This is a genomic window from Pseudonocardia sp. NPDC049154 (genome assembly GCF_040648315.1).
Taxonomy (GTDB): domain Bacteria; phylum Actinomycetota; class Actinomycetes; order Mycobacteriales; family Pseudonocardiaceae; genus Pseudonocardia.
Window position 1 is genome coordinate 1 of record NZ_JBEZDN010000010.1, and the last position, 16,154, is coordinate 16,154.

Consider the following 16,154-nt stretch of genomic DNA (forward strand, 5'->3'; position numbering starts at 1 on the left):
GGCCGCTCGGCCGGTGACCCGCGCCCCGGTCCGCACCGGCGCAGCGCCCTCTCGCGGCACCGGCGCACCGCCCTCTCGCGCGGCCGCCGCAGCGCCCTCTCGCGCGGCCGCCGGGGCGCCCTGGCGCGGCACCACCGGCAGCACCTCGGTCGCCGGCATCTCGGCGATGCGCCGGGCGGTGGCCTCGGCGAGCGTCCGGGGCCGCAGGACGGGGCCCTGACGGACGGCGTCGTCGTCCTTCTTCCCGCGGGCCGCCGCGGCGCGCTTCCCGCCCGGCAGGATCTGCAGCGGCCGGCGAGCGGCGAGGTCCTCGACCCAGCCGAAGCAGGCCACCCCGATCACGATGACCACCACGGAGCTGAGCACGAGCCAGCCGCTCGAGTCGGGGAGGCCGAGCCGGTCGTTGGCCCAGGCGGCAACGTCGATCGCCGGGTTGTTCAGCAGGTAGATCGTGATGGCCCGCGCGTTGACGACGGCGATCAGCCGGCCGAGCCCGGGCACCTTGTCGACCCAGCCCAGCGCCGGGTTGATCCGCAGCACCAGCAGCACGAACCCGGCCGAGACCAGGGCCTGCGCCATCGGGATCTCGTTGAGGTCCAGCCCCGCCTCCGGCGACGGGTGCCCGACCGCCCAGAACATGCCCGCCGCGATGCCGGCCGCGGCCAGGCCGAGCAGGGCCGGCAACGGGAGCCTGCGGATCATGCCCTCGCGGTGCGCGAAGCCGAGCATCCAGCAGGCACCGAAGGTCACGAAGTCGAGCAGGCCGGCGCCGAGCCCGCTGGCGTCGGACAGCGGCGACCCGAGCAGGCCGTCGACGATCACCAGGGCCAGCGGGACCAGCACGCTGATCACCGGGCTCTTCCGGAAGGCCTTGAGCATCACCGGCGTGAGCAGCACGAACCACAGGTAGGCGCGCAGGTACCAGAGCACCTCGACGGTGTCGAAGCCCCACTCGCTGCCGGGCGGGTCCATGATCGGGAAGACCCACCAGACGAGGTCGCTCCACGGGATGCCGTTGCCGGGGCTCTCGGCGTCGGCCCCCTCGGCGGCCCAGCCCTGCCACACCATGATCGGCACGAAGATCACGGCCATCAGCCACAGCGGCGGCAGGAGGCGCCGGATCCGCTGCCCGATGACGTCGATCGCCGGGGTCTTCCGCATCGACTGCACCATCAGCGACCCGCCCAGCGCGAACATCACGCCCATCGACGGGAAGACGATCGACAGCCAGCCGAGCCCGAGCGCGTGGTAGACGACCACGCGGACCAGCGCGAGCCCGCGCAGCGTGTCGAGCCACCGCTCCCGGCCCCGCGGTCGCGCGACGGGGGCGGGGAGCGGTGACCCGGGGTCGTCGGGCCCGGCGGACCGGGGCTCCGGGACGGCCGCGACGGCGGTCGGGGCGGGCACGGCCGGCATGCTGGGGAACGACGGGTGCCGCCCGGCCGCACCCGCGGGCGGGACCGGGGCGGGCGAGGCCTGCGGGGAGAGCAGCGCGTCGACCGCGCCCGTGCGCTTGAGCTTCTGCCAGCGCACCCGGACGCCGCTGATGGCGCTCACCGCGGACTGCACGAGCACCACGTACATCAGCTGCCGGTAGACGAACTGCTGCACCGGGAGCACCCACAGCGCGCCCTTGGGCTCGCCGTCGACGTGGAAGGCGTAGATGCCGCCCGCGACCTGCAACCCCATCATCAGGCTCCAGAGCAGGATGGTGGTCGCGGGGTCCTCGAACAGCAGGCCGTAGAGCAGGAAGATGTCGACCAGCGGCGCGGACAGCGGCAGCATGATCTGGAACAGCATCACGTGGGCCAGGCCCAGCCAGCCGAACGACCCGGGCTCACGCACCGCCCGCCGGTGCTTCCAGATCGCCTGCATGGTCCCGTAGCTCCACCGGTACCGCTGCCGCCAGAGCTGGCCGGCGGTCGCGGGCGCCTCGGTCCAGGCCAGCGCGCGGTCCTCGAACACGACCTTCCAGCCGGCCCGGCCCAGGGCGATGGTGAGGTCGGTGTCCTCGGCGAGGGTGTCGTCGGACAGCCCGCCGACCTCACGCAGCGCCTCCTTGCGGAAGGCCCCGGCGGCGCCCGGGATCGTGGTGATCGACGACGTCGTGTCCTGCACCCGGCGGTCGATGCCGAACCCGACCACGTACTCGACGTGCTGCAGCCGGCCGATCAGCGTGTCGGTGTTGGCGACCTTCACGTTGCCCGCGACCGCGCCCACCCGCGGGTCGGCGAAGGGCTGCGCGAGGTGCCGCACGGTGTCCGGCTCGAAGACCGTGTCCCCGTCCATCATCACGACGACCTCGTACCGCGCGTTCGCCGTGCCGGTGTTGAGCGCGGCCGGTTTGCCGGCGTTGAGCTGCCGGATCACCCGGACCCGGGGCAGGTTGAGCGACTCGACGAGCTCGGCCGTGCCGTCCGACGACCCGTCGTCGACGACGATCACCTCGAGCGGATGGTCGTTCGCGAGGATCGACCGCACGGTCGCCTCGATGTTCTTCGACTCGTTGTAGGCCGGGACGATCACCGAGACGGGCTGCGTGTACGTCGGCCCCCAGGCCCAGTCCGGGTCGCGCCGCCGTTTGTCGTGCCGCCGCGCGGCCACGACCATCAGGATCAGCCGCAGGACGACCAGGGTCGCGACCCCGGCCAGGAGCCAGCGGGCGGCGTCGGAGACCCACCAGGCCGCGCCGATGACGCCGAGCAGGAGCTTCCCGAGCAGGACGTCCGTGGTGCTCGCCGCCGGGGCGGGCGGCAGGTTCATCGCCTGCTCGACGGTCTTGAACGTGTAGCCGGCCGCCTGCAGCTGGGGGATCAGCTTGTCGAGCGCCGCGATGGTCTGGGTGCGGTCACCGCCGGAGTCGTGCAGCAGGATCGTGCCGCCGGTGCCGTCCTTCGGCGTGGCGTTGCGGACGATCTCGTCGACGCCGGGCCGCTTCCAGTCCTCGCCGTCGACGTCGGTCAGCACGGTCAGGTAGCCCATGGCCCCGACCTGCTTGACCGTCTGGTAGCCGATGTCGTCGAGCGCCGCGGCGCTGGAGGAGTACGGCGGCCGCATGAGGTAGGTCGACTCGCCGGTGGCGCCCTGGATCACGAGCTGGGTCTCGGCCATCTCGCGCTCCACCCGCCAGCTCGCCGACGTGCCGAGGTCGGGGTGCGAGAAGGAGTGGACACCCAGCTCGGAGCCCTGCTCGTGGATGTCGCGGATCAGCTCCGGGTAGCGGCTGGCCATCGAGCCGACCACGAAGAAGCTGCCGGGCACGTTGTGCTTGCGCAGGATCGAGAGCACCTGCGGCGTCCACGTGGGATCGGGCCCGTCGTCGAAGGTGAGGACGACGGTGCCCTTCGGGATGCTCGTCGAGCGCACGGGCTCGTGCTGGCCGTCGATGATCGGGCCGCCCGAGAGGATCTCGTCGGGCACCTGCTCGGACGAGCCCTCGTCGTGGGCGCCGGTCGCGTCGTTGCCGATCTTGCCGGCGGTCAGCCCGCAGACGACGAGCACGACGAGGAAGGCGGCGAGGAGCGAACCGACCAGCAGCCACGACGGCGCGGGCCGGACCGTCGCGCGAGGGCGGGGCACGGCGAACCTTTCCCGACAGGGGGGAGCGCCGCGCCGGCGGGGTCCGGGCAACGGCCTGTCACTCGGCTTTCGACCGCCCGCGGGGTCCTGTTACACGCCGTGACCTGAATCCCGTCGTCACTGGGCCGGACGGGTGCGTCCTGCTGCTCCGACCTGCGGGGACAGGCGGGATGAAAACGACATAACAGACACCGAGCGTGCAAGGGTGGGGAACGTCGTCCTGCCGCCCTGAGAACGACCCCGCACACCCGTCCGAGCGCCGTCGCACACCGAGACCCGCTGAGACCCGCCGAGACCCGCCGAGACCCGCCGAGACCCACCGGGACTCAGTGCGGGTCGAGGCCCGGCAGGGTCCGGCGCGGGTCGCCCGCCGGGAGCAGCACCCCCAGCCGCTCCCGCACCTCCTCGTCCGACTTCCCGTCCTCGGTGCGGGCGTAGGACCACACCGCCTCGGCGTCTCCGCTGCGCAGCACCAGGGACCGGACGGCGACGGCGAGGGCGTCCCGTTCCTCGCGGACGGCGGGGGCGTCGGAGGCGGGCAGGAGCTCGCCCCGGTGCAGGTCGGCGGCCTCCCGGGCCCGGCCGAGGCGCAGGGCCTCGCGGAGGGCGAGGAAGTCGGCGTCGACGGCGGCCTGCAGGCGGTAGGGCTGGGTGCGGACGATCCCGGCGTCGAGCTGGACCCGGAGCCGGTGCATCTCGGCCCGGACGGTCACGGCCTTGCCCGCGTCGCCGTAGAGAGCGGTGGTGAGCCGGTCCGCGGTGAGTCCCTCCGGGTGCAGCGCCAGCAGGGTGAGCAGCTCGGCGTGCCGGGACGAGAGCCGGACGGCCCGGCCGTCGAGGCGCGCGACGGGCCGCTCCGCCCCGAGGAAGCGCAGCGCGAGCGAGGGGCGGCGACGGGCGCCGGGGCGGTGCAGGCGCAGCAGGTACCCCTCCGTCAACTGCTCCAGGACGCCCTCGCCGCGGGCGCCCAGCGCCACCCGCATGCCGTCGGCGGGGTCCATGCCGAGGTCGACCCGCTCGGCGAGCCAGCCGTCCGGCTGGGCGACCAGGACGCGCCCGCGCGGGCTGAGCAGCGCGCCGGGCTCGTCCCGGAGCCCGATCAGGTGCGGCAGGTTCCGGGTGAGCAGCCGCTCGTCCCGTACCGCGATCCGCGTCTCGAGGTGCTTCTCCGCCAGCTTCGCCGCCGCGCTGACCAGCGCGAGCGTGGTCGGATGGAACGTGCGGGCGGGCCCGGTGATGTCGACGACGCCGACCATCTCGCCCGAGTCGGGCTCGTGGATGGGGGCCGCGGCACAGGTCCACGGGTGGTAGGCGCGGACGTGGTGCTCCGACGAGTGGATCCGCAACGCCCGGTTCTCGGCGAGCGCGGTGCCCATCGCGTTGGTGCCGATGGCGTCCTCGCTCCATCGGGTGCCCTCGACGAGCCCGACGCCCTCGGCGCGGCGCAGCACGTCCTGGTGCCCCTCGCGCCACAGGATGTGCCCCTGCGCGTCCGTGACGATCATCATGTGCATCGCCTCGTCGGCGATCTGCAGCAGGGTGTCCCGCAGCAGCGGCAGCACCTCGGCCAGCGGGTGGCCGGCCCGGACGTCGGCGACCTCGCGGTGCTCGAAGACGTGCGGCGGCAGCCCGTGGTCGGGGTCGACCCGGGCCGCGTGCGAGCGGCGCCACGAATCGGACACCAGATCACGGACCTGCTCGCTCATGTCAGCCCTCCGCCGACGTCGTCGTCCCGCACGATCGTCCTCTCACCTGCGAGGACAGGCAACCCAAAGCTGTCTCCGCCCGTTCGGACTGTCCGAACGGAGGGGTCCGCATCTGCGTGCAACGCGGCTGCAACCCCCACCTTCCTAGTGTCCGCCATCACGAGCTGGACCCAATGTTGTGGAAGGACGGACATGGCCAAGTACGCCAACCCCGGGCAGCCGGACAGCGTCGTCAGCTTCAAGCCTCGCTACGACCATTTCATCGGCGGCGAGTACGTGGCCCCTGCGAAGGGTCAGTATTTCGAGAACCCGACGCCGATCACCGGCCAGACGTTCACCGAGGTCGCCCGCGGCACGGCGGAGGACGTCGAGAAGGCCCTGGACGCGGCGCACGCCGCCGCCCCGGCGTGGGGGAAGACCTCCGTCGCCGAGCGCGCGAACATCCTCAACAAGATGGCCGACCGCATCGAGGCGAACCTCGAGAAGATCGCCATCGCCGAGTCGTGGGAGAACGGCAAGGCCTGCCGCGAGACCCTGGCCGCCGACATCCCGCTCGCGATCGACCACCTCCGCTACTTCGCCGGCGCGGTGCGCGCCCAGGAGGGCGGCATCTCGGAGATCGACGAGAACACGATCGCCTACCATTTCCACGAGCCGCTGGGCGTCGTCGGGCAGATCATCCCGTGGAACTTCCCGATCCTGATGGCGATCTGGAAGCTCGCGCCGGCCCTGGCCGCCGGCAACGCGGTCGTCCTCAAGCCGGCCGAGCAGACCCCGGCGTCGATCCACGTGCTGCTGGAGACGGTCGCCGACCTGCTGCCCGCGGGCGTCGTCAACGTCGTGAACGGCTTCGGTGTCGAGGCGGGCAAGCCGCTGGCCTCGTCGAACCGCATCCGCAAGATCGCCTTCACCGGTGAGACCACCACCGGCCGGCTGATCATGCAGTACGCGTCGGAGAACCTGATCCCGGTCACCCTGGAGCTCGGCGGCAAGAGCCCGAACGTCTTCTTCGACGACGTCGCCGCCGCCAACGACGCCTTCTACGACAAGGCCCTCGAGGGCTTCGCGATGTTCGCCCTCAACCAGGGCGAGGTCTGCACCTGCCCGTCCCGCGCGCTGATCCAGGGCGGCATCTACGACGACTTCCTGCAGCAGGCGGTCAAGCGGACCGAGCAGATCAAGCAGGGGCACCCGCTCGACACCGACACGATGATCGGTGCCCAGGCCTCGAACGACCAGTTCGAGAAGATCCTGAGCTACATCGACATCGGTCGCCAGGAGGGCGCGAAGGTCCTCACCGGTGGGGAGAAGGCCGACCTCGGCGGCGAGCTCTCCGGCGGGTACTACATCCAGCCGACCGTGTTCGAGGGCAACAACTCGATGCGGATCTTCCAGGAGGAGATCTTCGGCCCGGTCGTCTCGGTCGCGCGCTTCAGCGACTACGACGACGCCATGAAGATCGCCAACGACACACTGTACGGCCTGGGCGCGGCGGTCTGGTCCCGCGACGGCAACACCGCGTACCGCGCGGGTCGCGACATCCAGGCCGGCCGCGTGTGGGTGAACAACTACCACGCCTACCCGGCGCACGCGGCCTTCGGCGGCTACAAGCAGTCCGGCATCGGTCGCGAGAACCACAAGATGATGCTCGACCACTACCAGCAGACCAAGAACATGCTGGTCAGCTACTCGCAGAACGCCCAGGGCTTCTTCTGATGGGCGACTCCGCGGTCGACCGAGCCGAGGCCCCGGTGGCAGAGGTCCCGGGTACGGGTACCGAGCGAGTGGCGCTGACGCCGGCGGCGGCGGAGCTGCTGGTCAAGCTGACCGACATCCACGGTCCGCTGATGTTCCACCAGTCCGGCGGGTGCTGCGACGGCAGTGCGCCGATGTGCTACCCCGACGGCGACTTCAAGTTAGGGGGGCAGGACGTCCACCTGGGCGACCTGACCGTCCCCGGCCTCGAGAAGCCGATCGGGTTCCACATGTCGGCGTCGCAGTACGAGTACTGGAAGCACACCCACCTCACCGTCGACGTGGTGAAGGGCCGCGGCAGCGGGTTCTCGGTCGAGGCACCGGAGGGCGTCCGGTTCCTGATCCGCTCGCGGCTGTTCACCGACGAGGAGTGGGAACGGCTGAAGGACGAGCTCTAGCGGTGTGGACGAACGGCGCTCTCGCTCAGACCTAGTGAGCGAGAGCGCCGCTCGCCGGTTCCCCCCGGGGTGGCTCTAGAGGCGGACGGGGAGGGCGGCGAGGCGACGGGAGCCGGGGACCGGCTGCCACACCAGCTCCTCGGGCGGCACGGCGAGCTCGAGGGACGGGAAGCGGGTGAACAGCGCCCGCAGCGCCACCTCCCCCTCCTGCCGGGCCAGCGCGGCGCCCAGGCAGTAGTGCGCGCCGTGGCCGAACCCGACGTGCCCCTCCCCCCGCTCGGTCCGCCGCCCGACGTCGAACGCCTCGGGGTCGTCGAACTCCCGCGGGTCGCCGTTGGCGGACAGCAGGATCGGCTGGACGGCGGCGCCGGCCGGGATCTCGACCCCGCCGATCTCGACCGCCTCGGTCGCGTACCGCACGCGGACCTGGCTGACGGGTCCCCAGATCCGCATCAGCTCGTTGACGGCGGTCGGCCACAGCTCCGGCTCGGCCTGCAGGCGTGCCAGCTGGTCGGGCCGGCTCAGCAGCGCGGCCACCGAATTCGCGATCAGGTGCGCGGTCGTCTCGTGCCCGGCGAAGACCAGTGCGAGGACCATCGTGACCAGCTCGAACTCCGACAGCCGGTCGCCGTCCTCCTCCTGGGCGCGGATCATCGCGCTCAGCAGGTCGTCGGCCGGCTCGGCCCGGCGACGGCCGATCAGGTCGCGGATGTGGTCCACGGTGGCCTGCAGGGCGGCCGGGACGCGTGCGGGATCGGTCGAGACCATCTCCCGGCCCCAGACGTGCCAGTTCGGACGGTCCGCCTCCGGGATCCCGACGAGCTCGCAGATCACCGTGATCGGCAACGGGTAGGCGTAGGCCTCGACGAGATCGACCGGCTGCTCCGCGACGGCCAGCTCCGCGAGCAGCCCCGCGGCGATCTCCTCGACGCGCGGCCGCAGGTCGGCGACGCGACGGACGGTGAACGCCCGGGAGACGAGCTTGCGCAGCCGGGTGTGGTCGGCGCCGTCCGCGTCGAGCACGCTGCGGGTCATGTAGTCCGCGAGCTCGGGCGTGATCCCGATGGCGGCCATCAGCTCCTTGCGCGTGTCCCGGCCCTCGGGGGCGTTCGCCGGGTCGTTGACGAACCGCGGGTCGCTGAGCACCGCGCGCACGTCGGCGTAGCGGGTCACGAGCCAGAGCGGCGCCTCGTCCCCGCCCAGCCCGAACCGGCTGCGCAGCACGGGCGCCTGCTCGCGCAGGCGGCCGAAGGCGTTCCAGGGGTCGGCGAGGAGCTCCGGGTCGGTGAGGGCGGGCGCGTCGAGCACGGCCATGGTGGTCACCTGGTTCCGCTCGGGGTGGGCAGGTCGTCGAGCAGCGAGCGGAAGAGTGCCGCGCACTCCGCCGCGCACTCGCGCGTCAGCGGTGCACCCGGGATCTCCAGGGCGCTCCGCAGGGCGTGTTCGAGCAGGTCGGCACGCGCGTCCGGGTCGGTGGGACCCGGCGCGGACGGCATGCCGTCGAGGAAGAAGAAGCCGGTGGTGACGGCGGAGAACAGATGCATCTGCGCGTCGATCGGCAGGTCGGTGGGCATCCGGCCCGCCTCGCGCAGCAGCGAGAACCAGCGCCGGCCCACCTCGGTGCGCCGGGCCGTGAGGCCGCCCAGCGCCTCGGCCGCCTCGTGCGCGAGCCGGCCCAGCACCTCCGGGTCGCCGAGGTAGAGCGGCCGGGTCACCGGGTCGTCGAGCAGCTCGCGGTAGATCGACCGGACGGCCCGCGCCGGCAGCGCCTCGGCGGGATCGGCCTCCATCCGGTCCGCCATCCCCGCGGTCACCGTGCGGTGGCTGCGCATCAGGACGGCGAGGAACAGCGCCTCCTTAGTGCGGAAGTGCAGGTAGACGGTGCCCTTGCCGATCCCCGCCCGGCGCGCGACCTCGTCGATCGTCACGCGCTGGTAGCCCCACCGGACCAGCAGATCGGCGGCCGCGTCGAGGAGCCGGTCCTCGCGTGACCCCGCTCCCGGTGACCCGGTGACTGGAATTGCCGATCCGGTCATGCGGTCACGGTAGACCCGTTCCACCCGGCCGTCCAGCCACTACCGTGGACGCATGGGTTACGAGCACCTCCTGGTCAAGGAGGACGGGGAGACCGTCCGCATCACGATGAACCGGCCGGAACGGCGCAACGCCCTCTCCGAGGACCACCTCCGCGAGCTGCTCGACGCCTTCGAGACCGCCGGCAGCAGCGACGCCACCGGCATCGTGCTCGGCGCCGAGGGCAAGGCGTTCTCGGCGGGGCACGATTTCGCCGACGTCGCCGCGCGGGACCTCAAGGGCGTCCGCGAGCTGCTCACCCTGTGCACCGAGGTGATGCAGACCATCCAGGCGGTTCCGCAGGTCGTGGTCGCGAAGGTCCAGGCCATCGCGACGGCGGCCGGCTGCCAGCTCGTCGCCACCTGCGACCTGGCCGTCGCGGGCGAGTCCGCCGCCTTCGCGCTGCCCGGTGGCAAGGGCGGCTGGTTCTGCCACACCCCGGCGGTCCCCGTGGCGCGCAACGTCGGCCGCAAGCGGCTGATGGAGCTGGCCCTGACCGGGGACCCGATCGACGCCCGCACCGCCGCCGACTGGGGCCTCGTCAACTACGTCGTGCCCGACGCCGAGCTCGACGCGAAGACGGACGAGCTGCTCGCCCGCGCGACCCGCGGCAGCCGGTTCGGCAAGGAGGTCGGCAAGCAGACGCTCTACGCGCAGCTCGACCGCCCGGAGGCCGACGCCTACGCCATCGCCGTCGAGGTCATGGCGGCGATGTCGCAGTCCGCGGGGGCCAAGGAGGGCATGGCTTCCTTCCTCGAGAAGCGCCACCCGGTCTGGCCCGACTAGCAACGACTAGTCTTCGGCGCGATGCACCTGGTCTCCCGACGATCGCTCCTCGCCGGGGCGGCCGCGCTCGGGGGCGCCGCCGCGCTGGCGGGGTGCGGGTCGCGCGCGGGCTCGGCGCTCGAGCGCATGCAGGGCGACGGCGTGGCCCGCATCGGGATCGCCGGCGAGCGCCCGTACGGCTACTCGGCCACGGACGGCACGGTCACCGGCGAGGCGCCCGAGGTCGCCCGGGCCGTCCTCGCCGGACTCGGCGTCGGCGGGATCGAGGCGATCCAGGTCCCCTTCGGCCGACTGCTCGACGGCCTGCTCGACGAACAGTTCGATATCGTCGCCGCGGGCACCACGATCACCCCGACGCGGTGCGCGCGCGTCGCCTTCTCGCGGCCGGACTTCCTGGCGCCGTTGGCCTTCCTCGTCCCCGCGGGCAACCCGAACGGGATCCGCACGTTCGACGGCGTGCGGCGCGCGGGCATCACCGTCGGCGTGCTGACCGGGTCGGCGGAGCAGGAGTTCGCGCTCGCGGCGGGCGTGCCGCCGGAGGCGGTCCGCACCTACGACGGGCAGAGCACGCTGTTCCGCGCCGTCGCCAACGGTGAGGTCCCCGCCGCCGCCCTCACCCGCATCTCCCTGCTCGACGAGCTGGCCCGCAACCCGGGTACGCCGCTGCAGGTGACCCCGGGCGTCGCCGCGCGGGTCGACGCGGACGGCCGGCGAGTGTTCCCGGTGGGCGCCTTCGCCTTCCGCCCCGCCGACACCGATCTGCGCACCGCCTTCGACGCCGGCCTCGCCGAGCTGCACGCCTCCGGCCGCTGGCTGGACCTCGTGCGGCCCTTCGGCTTCGCCGCCGAGAACGTCCCGCCCGCCGACCTCACCACCGAGTCGATCTGCGCAGGTCAGCCCGGGTTGTGAGTGGCAACTTCCCCTCTAGGGGCAGTTGCCGCGCACGGGTCAGTGGTTCAGGACAGCCTGCAGGAAGTCCCGGGTGCGCTGGTGGTCCGGGTCGGTGAAGAGCTTGGCCGGCGGCGCGTCCTCGAGCACCCGGCCGCCGTCGAACATCATCACCCGGTGCGAGAAGTCCCGCGCGAAGCCCATCTCGTGGGTCACGCAGAGGATGGTGATGTCGGTGGTGTCGCCGATGTCCTGCAACAGCTTCAGCACCCCCGCCACGAGCTCGGGGTCCAGCGCAGAGGTCACCTCGTCGAGCAGCAGCACGTCCGGCCGCATCGCCAGCGCCCGGGCGATCGCGACCCGCTGCTGCTGCCCGCCGGAGAGCTGGGTCGGATGGGCGTCGATCTTCTCCTTGAGCCCGACGAGGTCCAGCAGCTCCTCGGCCCGGCCGTTCGCCTCGTCCTTCGACAGGCCCAGCACCCGCGTCGGGCCCTCGATCAGGTTGCCCCGCACGGTCATGTTCGGGAACAGGTTGAACTGCTGGAAGACCATCCCGATGTGCTTGCGGACTTCGCGCAGGTACTTCTCCCGCGGCGGGCCGAGCTTGCCGCTGCGCAGCTCGTGGGACAGGTAGCGCCCGCCGACCGAGATCGTGCCCTCGTTGCACTGCTCGAGGGTCATGAGCAGGCGCAGGATCGTCGTCTTGCCCGAGCCGGAGGGGCCGATCAGGGTGACGTGCTCCCCCGGCGCCACCGTGAAGTGGAGGTCCTTGAGCACGACGTTCGACCCGAAGCGCTTCTCCACGCCGTCGAACACGATCATCGGCTCGGTGGTGTCAGGCGGTGACACGGCGGCGCTCCAGTCGTCGGACCAGTATGGACGCCGGGTAGCTCAGCAGCAGGAAGAGCAGGCCGGCGATCGTGTAGGGCTCGGTGTAGCGGAAGGTGAGCGAGCCGAGCTCCCGTGCCTCGTTGACGACCTCGACCACGCCGATCGCCAGCAGCAGCGGGACCTCCTTGAACATCGAGATCACGTAGTTGCCCAGCGCCGGCAGCACGCGCGGGACCGCCTGGGGCAGGATGACCCCGGTCCAGATCCGCAGGCGGGGCAGGGACAGCGCGGTGCACGCCTCCCACTGCCCCTTAGGGATCGCGTCGATGCCCGCCCGGTACACCTCGGACGTGTAGGTCGCGTAGTGCACCCCGAGCCCCACGACGCCGACCACGAACGCGCTCAGCGTGACCCCGAACTGGGGCAGCACGAAGAACAGGAAGAACACCTGGACCAGCAGCGGCGTCGAGCGCACGACCTCGATGAAGGCCCACAGCACCTGGTCCAGCACCGGGATGTGCAGGCGCCGCAGCACCGCGAACACCAGCCCGAGCAGGAGCGCGACCACCGAGCCGAGCAGCGTGATCTCGATCGTCGTGACCAGCGCCCACAGCAGGTCCGGCAGGATCTCGAACGCGTAGTTCCAGTCCCAGAGCGGCATCAGACCGCGACCCCCTCGGTCCCGGTCGGCCCGGCCGCCCGCGCCGCCGCCCGCGCCGCCCGGGAGGGCCTGCGGCCCAGCCGCGCCGAGGCCACCCGCTCCAGGAACCGCATCAGCAGCGTGATCAGCGCGGCAAGCACCAGGTAGATCACGAAGGTGACGCCGAAGATCAGCAGGATGTCCGCGCCGAAGTTCGGGATCAGCACCTCCCGGGCCTGCCGGGTCACCTCGGGCACGGTGATCAGGGCGAGGATCGCCGAGGACTTCAGCAGCTGGATGAACAGGTTGTTGAAGGGCGGCAGCATCTCCACGAACGCCTGCGGGAGGATCACGCGCCGCATCCGCTGCGCCGGGGAGAGGCTCAGCGCGATCGCGCCCTCGTACTGGGCCCGCGGCACCGACCGGACGGCGCCGCGCACGATCTCGGCGCCGTACGCGCCGTGGTTGAGCCCCAGCACCACGATGCCGGCGAAGAGGGGCACCAGCTGGAAGCCCACCAGCACGGGGAGCACGAAGTAGATCCAGAACAGCTGGACCACCTCGGACGTGCCGCGGAAGCCCTCCACGTACACCCGGGTCACGCCGCGCACGGTGCGCGACGACGAGAGCAGCAGCAGGCCCGCGCCGACCGACAGGACGATCGTCAGCAGCACGCCCCCGAGCGTCGCGATGACGGTCTCGGGGATGCCGTCGGACAGGACGCCGACGATCTGCGGGAGGTTCTCCACCGTGGACCGAGCCGGACGCTCAGGCCGCCGCGCAGAGCTTCTCGGTCGTGACGTCCGCGCCCGGCAGATTGTCCTCGGTGAACCCGAACGGCGTCACGATCTGCAGCCACTGTCCGCTCTGGTGCAGCTTCGTCAGCTCCGTGTTGAAGGCGTTGAGGAGGTCGGTGTCGGCCTTGCGGAACACGAAGGCGCCGGCGGAGACCGTCTGGGCCCCGTCGATCGTCGGGAAGAAGCCCTTGGTCACCTCGACGTTCGAGCCGGGGTTCTTGGCGACGACGTCGTTGAGCGAGATGTTCGTCAGCGCCGCCGCGTCGGCCCGGTCCGTGGTCACGGCCTGCAGGAGCGTGTTCTGCGAGTCGAACACCTGGATCTGGCTGTCCGGCACGCCGCTCTTCTGCGCGTACCCCTGCTCGACGGCACCACTGAGGACCGCGAGCCGGAGGTTCTTGTTCTTGATGTCCTCGAAGGTGGCCACGCCGTCCGGGTTGCCGGTCGGCACGAGGAAGGCCGTCGGCGCGGTGTAGTCCGGGGTGGAGAACGCCGCGTTCTGGCAGCGCTGGGGGTTGATGAACATGCCCGCGGTGACCATGTCGAACTGGTTGGCGTTGAGCGCGGGGATGAGCGAGCCGAAGTCCACGGTGGTCGCCTGGATGTCGTTGATCCCCAGGCTCCTCAGCACCGCGCGGCCCACCTCGACCGACTCGCCGGTCACCTTCCCGGTGCTGTCGGTGAAGCCGTAGGGCGCCTCGTTGGCGATACCCACCTTGATCGTGCCGGCGGACTTCGCGCGGTCGAGCGTGCCACCGGCCCCGGAACCACCGGTGCTGGTCTGGGTGCAGGCCGACAGCAGCGCCGGCCCCCCGATGGCGACGGCCCCCGCGATCGCGCTGCGGCGGAAGAAATCACGGCGGGTCCAGGCGGATCCGGACATGGCAGGCACCCCTTCGGCTGTCGACGACGTCGTCTCGAGCTGGCCGGACCGGGCACACCCCCTGCGCCGAAGACCGGCAACGGAGATCGAACGTAGGTGGTCGATCATGACTGGTCAAAGGCTGGCGGCGGTTACCCACGGTCGTTACGCGACTGTGACGAACGGCGACGTACCGCACCGACCGGGGGCGGCGGCGGTGCCGGAGAGTGATCGCCGCGGCCCGCCGGACGCGGGTGACCCGGCCGGGGCGGCGCGAATACGGGAGGATCGCCGCATGGCACTTCGCATCGCCGGCCTGCCCGTCCCGGGTCCCGCGGACCTGCTCGACGGGGCGCGGGCCTTCGCCGGGTGGACCGGCGAGGCGGTCGGCGTCGCGGCCGGGATGCCGGAGCGGACCGTCGGGCTGCTCGACGAGGTCTCCACCCTGCTCGCCCGGGTCAACGGCATCGCGGGCCGGGTCGAGGGCCTGCTCGACCGCGTCGAGGGCGTCGCGGACCGGGCCGACGGCCTGATCGGCCGGGTCGAGCTCGTCGCCGGGACGGCGGAGGGTCTCGTGGGGCGCGTGGACCGTGTCGTGACCGAGGCGACGGCCCTGATCACCCGGGTCACCACCACCGCGTCCGACGCCGAGGCGCTCGTCGCCCGCGTCGGGGTGGTCGCGGAGGAGGCCGAGGGGCTCGTCGCGGGAGTCCGCGGGACCGCGGGTACGGCCGACGAGCTGATCGCGCAGGTCACCAGCACGGCGGGCAGCGCGGACGAGCTGATCACACGGGTCTCCGGAACGGCCGAGTCGGCCGAGGGTTTGATCACCCGGGTCTCCGCCACCGCCGAGTCCGGCGAGTCGCTCATCGGCCGCGTCGCCGGCACCGCCGAGTCCGCCGAGGAGCTGATCACGCGGGTCTCCGGAACGGCCGAGTCGGCCGAGGGCCTGATCACCCGGGTCTCCGCCACCGCCGAGTCCGCCGAGTCGCTCATCGGCCGCGTCGCCGGCACCGCCGAGTCCGCCGAGGAACTGATCACGCGGGTGACCGAGACCGCCGGATCGGCCGAGGAACTGATCACGCGGGTCGGGGCCGTGGCGGCCGACGCCGAACGCCTCGCCGCCTCCGCGGGCTCGGTGGCGGACGACGCCCGGACCATCGTCACCAACGCGGGCTCGGTCGCCGACGACGCCTCCGGGGTGATCGAGCGGGCCACCGCGGTCGCCGAGCGCGCCGACAAGCTGGTCGGCGACGCCTCCGGCCTCAGCGAGCAGGCGGGCGCCCTCCTGGCGACCTACCGCCCCATCGCGGAGCGGGCCGCGCCGCTGGCGACGAAGTTCGTCGACGAGTTCTCCGAGGAGGAGCTGCACGCCGCGATCCGCATGGTCGACCAGCTCCCGGCGCTCACCGAGCACCTCGAGACCGACATCATGCCGATCCTCGCCACGCTCGACCGGGTCGGCCCGGACGTCCACGAGCTGCTCGAGGAGCTCAAGGGCGTCCGGCAGGCCATCAACGGCATCCCCGGCTTCAGCTTCTTCCGCCGCCGGGGCGAGGAGCGCGAGGAGCCCTGAGCGCGGCCGCACCCACCGCCACACCCACGAGCCGGCGAGACGCCCTCAAAAGCCCGAACGTGCGGTCGAGCACGGCATCCCCGCACACCCGGTGGCGCCCCGGCACACGTCGGTGAGCGCGGCACACCCGACGGCACCCACATGCTGGTGAGCGCGGCGCACCCCGACCAGCGCGACACACCCCCGGTGACCAATTCCCACACCCGCTGGGTTCGCTGCACAGTCGACGGGCTGTGGCCGGCGCGACCGGGTGTGCGAAGCGC

At 72.2% G+C, this 16,154-nt stretch carries 13 protein-coding genes; 5 read left to right on the forward strand and 8 right to left on the reverse strand.

Annotation, left to right across the window (positions count from 1 at the left end):
* Together AB0B41_RS07940 and AB0B41_RS07945 are read right to left on the reverse strand one after the other, a co-directional pair.
* A partial coding sequence (locus AB0B41_RS07940; protein WP_358200267.1) for a glycosyltransferase occupies nt 1-3,579 on the reverse strand: 3,579 nt, incomplete at its 3' end.
* 326 nt (nt 3,580-3,905) lie between these two features.
* Nucleotides 3,906-5,285: a GAF domain-containing protein gene (locus AB0B41_RS07945; RefSeq protein ID WP_358200269.1), complete on the reverse strand. Its 1,380-nt coding sequence runs from the start codon at nt 5,283-5,285 to the stop codon at nt 3,906-3,908.
* A gap of 192 nt (nt 5,286-5,477) precedes the next feature.
* On the opposite strand from AB0B41_RS07945, the gene AB0B41_RS07950 reads away from it, so the two are divergent.
* Complete coding sequence (locus AB0B41_RS07950; RefSeq protein WP_358200271.1) at nt 5,478-7,001, forward strand: aldehyde dehydrogenase family protein; 1,524 nt, start codon at nt 5,478-5,480, stop codon at nt 6,999-7,001.
* Nucleotides 7,001-7,438, forward strand: coding sequence for a DUF779 domain-containing protein (locus tag AB0B41_RS07955; protein WP_358200273.1), 438 nt, complete (start codon nt 7,001-7,003; stop codon nt 7,436-7,438). The genes AB0B41_RS07950 and AB0B41_RS07955 overlap by 1 nt, the downstream gene beginning before the upstream one ends.
* A 75-nt stretch (nt 7,439-7,513) precedes the next feature.
* Here AB0B41_RS07955 and AB0B41_RS07960 read toward each other — a convergent pair whose 3' ends face one another.
* Both AB0B41_RS07960 and AB0B41_RS07965 read right to left on the reverse strand, forming a co-directional pair.
* Entirely contained in the window at nt 7,514-8,752 is a 1,239-nt protein-coding gene (locus tag AB0B41_RS07960) for a cytochrome P450 (protein ID WP_358200275.1), read from the reverse strand.
* Between the two features lie 5 nt (nt 8,753-8,757).
* Nucleotides 8,758-9,474, reverse strand: a complete 717-nt coding sequence (locus tag AB0B41_RS07965) for a helix-turn-helix domain-containing protein (RefSeq protein ID WP_358200277.1) — start codon at nt 9,472-9,474, stop codon at nt 8,758-8,760.
* Between the two features lie 52 nt (nt 9,475-9,526).
* Here AB0B41_RS07965 and AB0B41_RS07970 point away from each other — a divergent pair, with 52 nt between their 5' ends.
* A complete protein-coding gene (locus AB0B41_RS07970; RefSeq protein WP_358200279.1) occupies nt 9,527-10,297 on the forward strand; it encodes an enoyl-CoA hydratase-related protein in 771 nt (256 codons plus the stop codon).
* Nucleotides 10,298-10,318: 21 nt separating this feature from the next.
* Nucleotides 10,319-11,206 (forward strand): transporter substrate-binding domain-containing protein, encoded by an 888-nt coding sequence (locus AB0B41_RS07975; RefSeq protein WP_358200281.1) that lies wholly within the window; start codon nt 10,319-10,321, stop codon nt 11,204-11,206.
* Between the two features lie 39 nt (nt 11,207-11,245).
* Here AB0B41_RS07975 and AB0B41_RS07980 read toward each other — a convergent pair whose 3' ends face one another.
* Genes AB0B41_RS07980 through ehuB form a run of 4 tightly spaced genes read right to left on the reverse strand, consistent with a single transcriptional unit; the run spans nt 11,246 to nt 14,336 of the window.
* Complete coding sequence (locus tag AB0B41_RS07980; protein ID WP_358200479.1) at nt 11,246-12,007, reverse strand: amino acid ABC transporter ATP-binding protein; 762 nt, start codon at nt 12,005-12,007, stop codon at nt 11,246-11,248.
* Between the two features lie 13 nt (nt 12,008-12,020).
* Entirely contained in the window at nt 12,021-12,677 is a 657-nt protein-coding gene (ehuD, locus tag AB0B41_RS07985) for an ectoine/hydroxyectoine ABC transporter permease subunit EhuD (protein ID WP_358200283.1), read from the reverse strand.
* Nucleotides 12,677-13,405 (reverse strand): ectoine/hydroxyectoine ABC transporter permease subunit EhuC, encoded by a 729-nt coding sequence (ehuC, locus tag AB0B41_RS07990; protein WP_358200286.1) that lies wholly within the window; start codon nt 13,403-13,405, stop codon nt 12,677-12,679. The genes ehuD and ehuC overlap by 1 nt, the downstream gene beginning before the upstream one ends.
* A 19-nt stretch (nt 13,406-13,424) precedes the next feature.
* Nucleotides 13,425-14,336, reverse strand: a complete 912-nt coding sequence (ehuB, locus tag AB0B41_RS07995) for an ectoine/hydroxyectoine ABC transporter substrate-binding protein EhuB (protein WP_358200288.1) — start codon at nt 14,334-14,336, stop codon at nt 13,425-13,427.
* A gap of 274 nt (nt 14,337-14,610) precedes the next feature.
* On the opposite strand from ehuB, the gene AB0B41_RS08000 reads away from it, so the two are divergent.
* A complete protein-coding gene (locus tag AB0B41_RS08000) occupies nt 14,611-15,891 on the forward strand; it encodes a hypothetical protein (protein ID WP_358200290.1) in 1,281 nt (426 codons plus the stop codon).
* The last annotated feature ends 263 nt before the right edge of the window (nt 15,892-16,154 follow it).

What these genes read in the sequence shown, in the direction of transcription:
- ehuD (WP_358200283.1), bottom strand. Translation starts at nt 12,677, where the DNA reads ATGCCGCTCTGGGACTGGAACTACGCGTTCGAGATCCTGCCGGACCTG.
- AB0B41_RS07945 (WP_358200269.1), bottom strand. Translation starts at nt 5,285, where the DNA reads ATGAGCGAGCAGGTCCGTGATCTGGTGTCCGATTCGTGGCGCCGCTCG.
- AB0B41_RS07960 (WP_358200275.1), bottom strand. Translation starts at nt 8,752, where the DNA reads ATGGCCGTGCTCGACGCGCCCGCCCTCACCGACCCGGAGCTCCTCGCC.
- AB0B41_RS07965 (WP_358200277.1), bottom strand. Translation starts at nt 9,474, where the DNA reads ATGACCGGATCGGCAATTCCAGTCACCGGGTCACCGGGAGCGGGGTCA.
- ehuB (WP_358200288.1), bottom strand. Translation starts at nt 14,336, where the DNA reads ATGTCCGGATCCGCCTGGACCCGCCGTGATTTCTTCCGCCGCAGCGCG.
- AB0B41_RS07970 (WP_358200279.1), top strand. Translation starts at nt 9,527, where the DNA reads ATGGGTTACGAGCACCTCCTGGTCAAGGAGGACGGGGAGACCGTCCGC.
- AB0B41_RS08000 (WP_358200290.1), top strand. Translation starts at nt 14,611, where the DNA reads ATGGCACTTCGCATCGCCGGCCTGCCCGTCCCGGGTCCCGCGGACCTG.
- AB0B41_RS07955 (WP_358200273.1), top strand. Translation starts at nt 7,001, where the DNA reads ATGGGCGACTCCGCGGTCGACCGAGCCGAGGCCCCGGTGGCAGAGGTC.
- AB0B41_RS07950 (WP_358200271.1), top strand. Translation starts at nt 5,478, where the DNA reads ATGGCCAAGTACGCCAACCCCGGGCAGCCGGACAGCGTCGTCAGCTTC.
- AB0B41_RS07975 (WP_358200281.1), top strand. Translation starts at nt 10,319, where the DNA reads ATGCACCTGGTCTCCCGACGATCGCTCCTCGCCGGGGCGGCCGCGCTC.
- AB0B41_RS07980 (WP_358200479.1), bottom strand. Translation starts at nt 12,007, where the DNA reads ATGATCGTGTTCGACGGCGTGGAGAAGCGCTTCGGGTCGAACGTCGTG.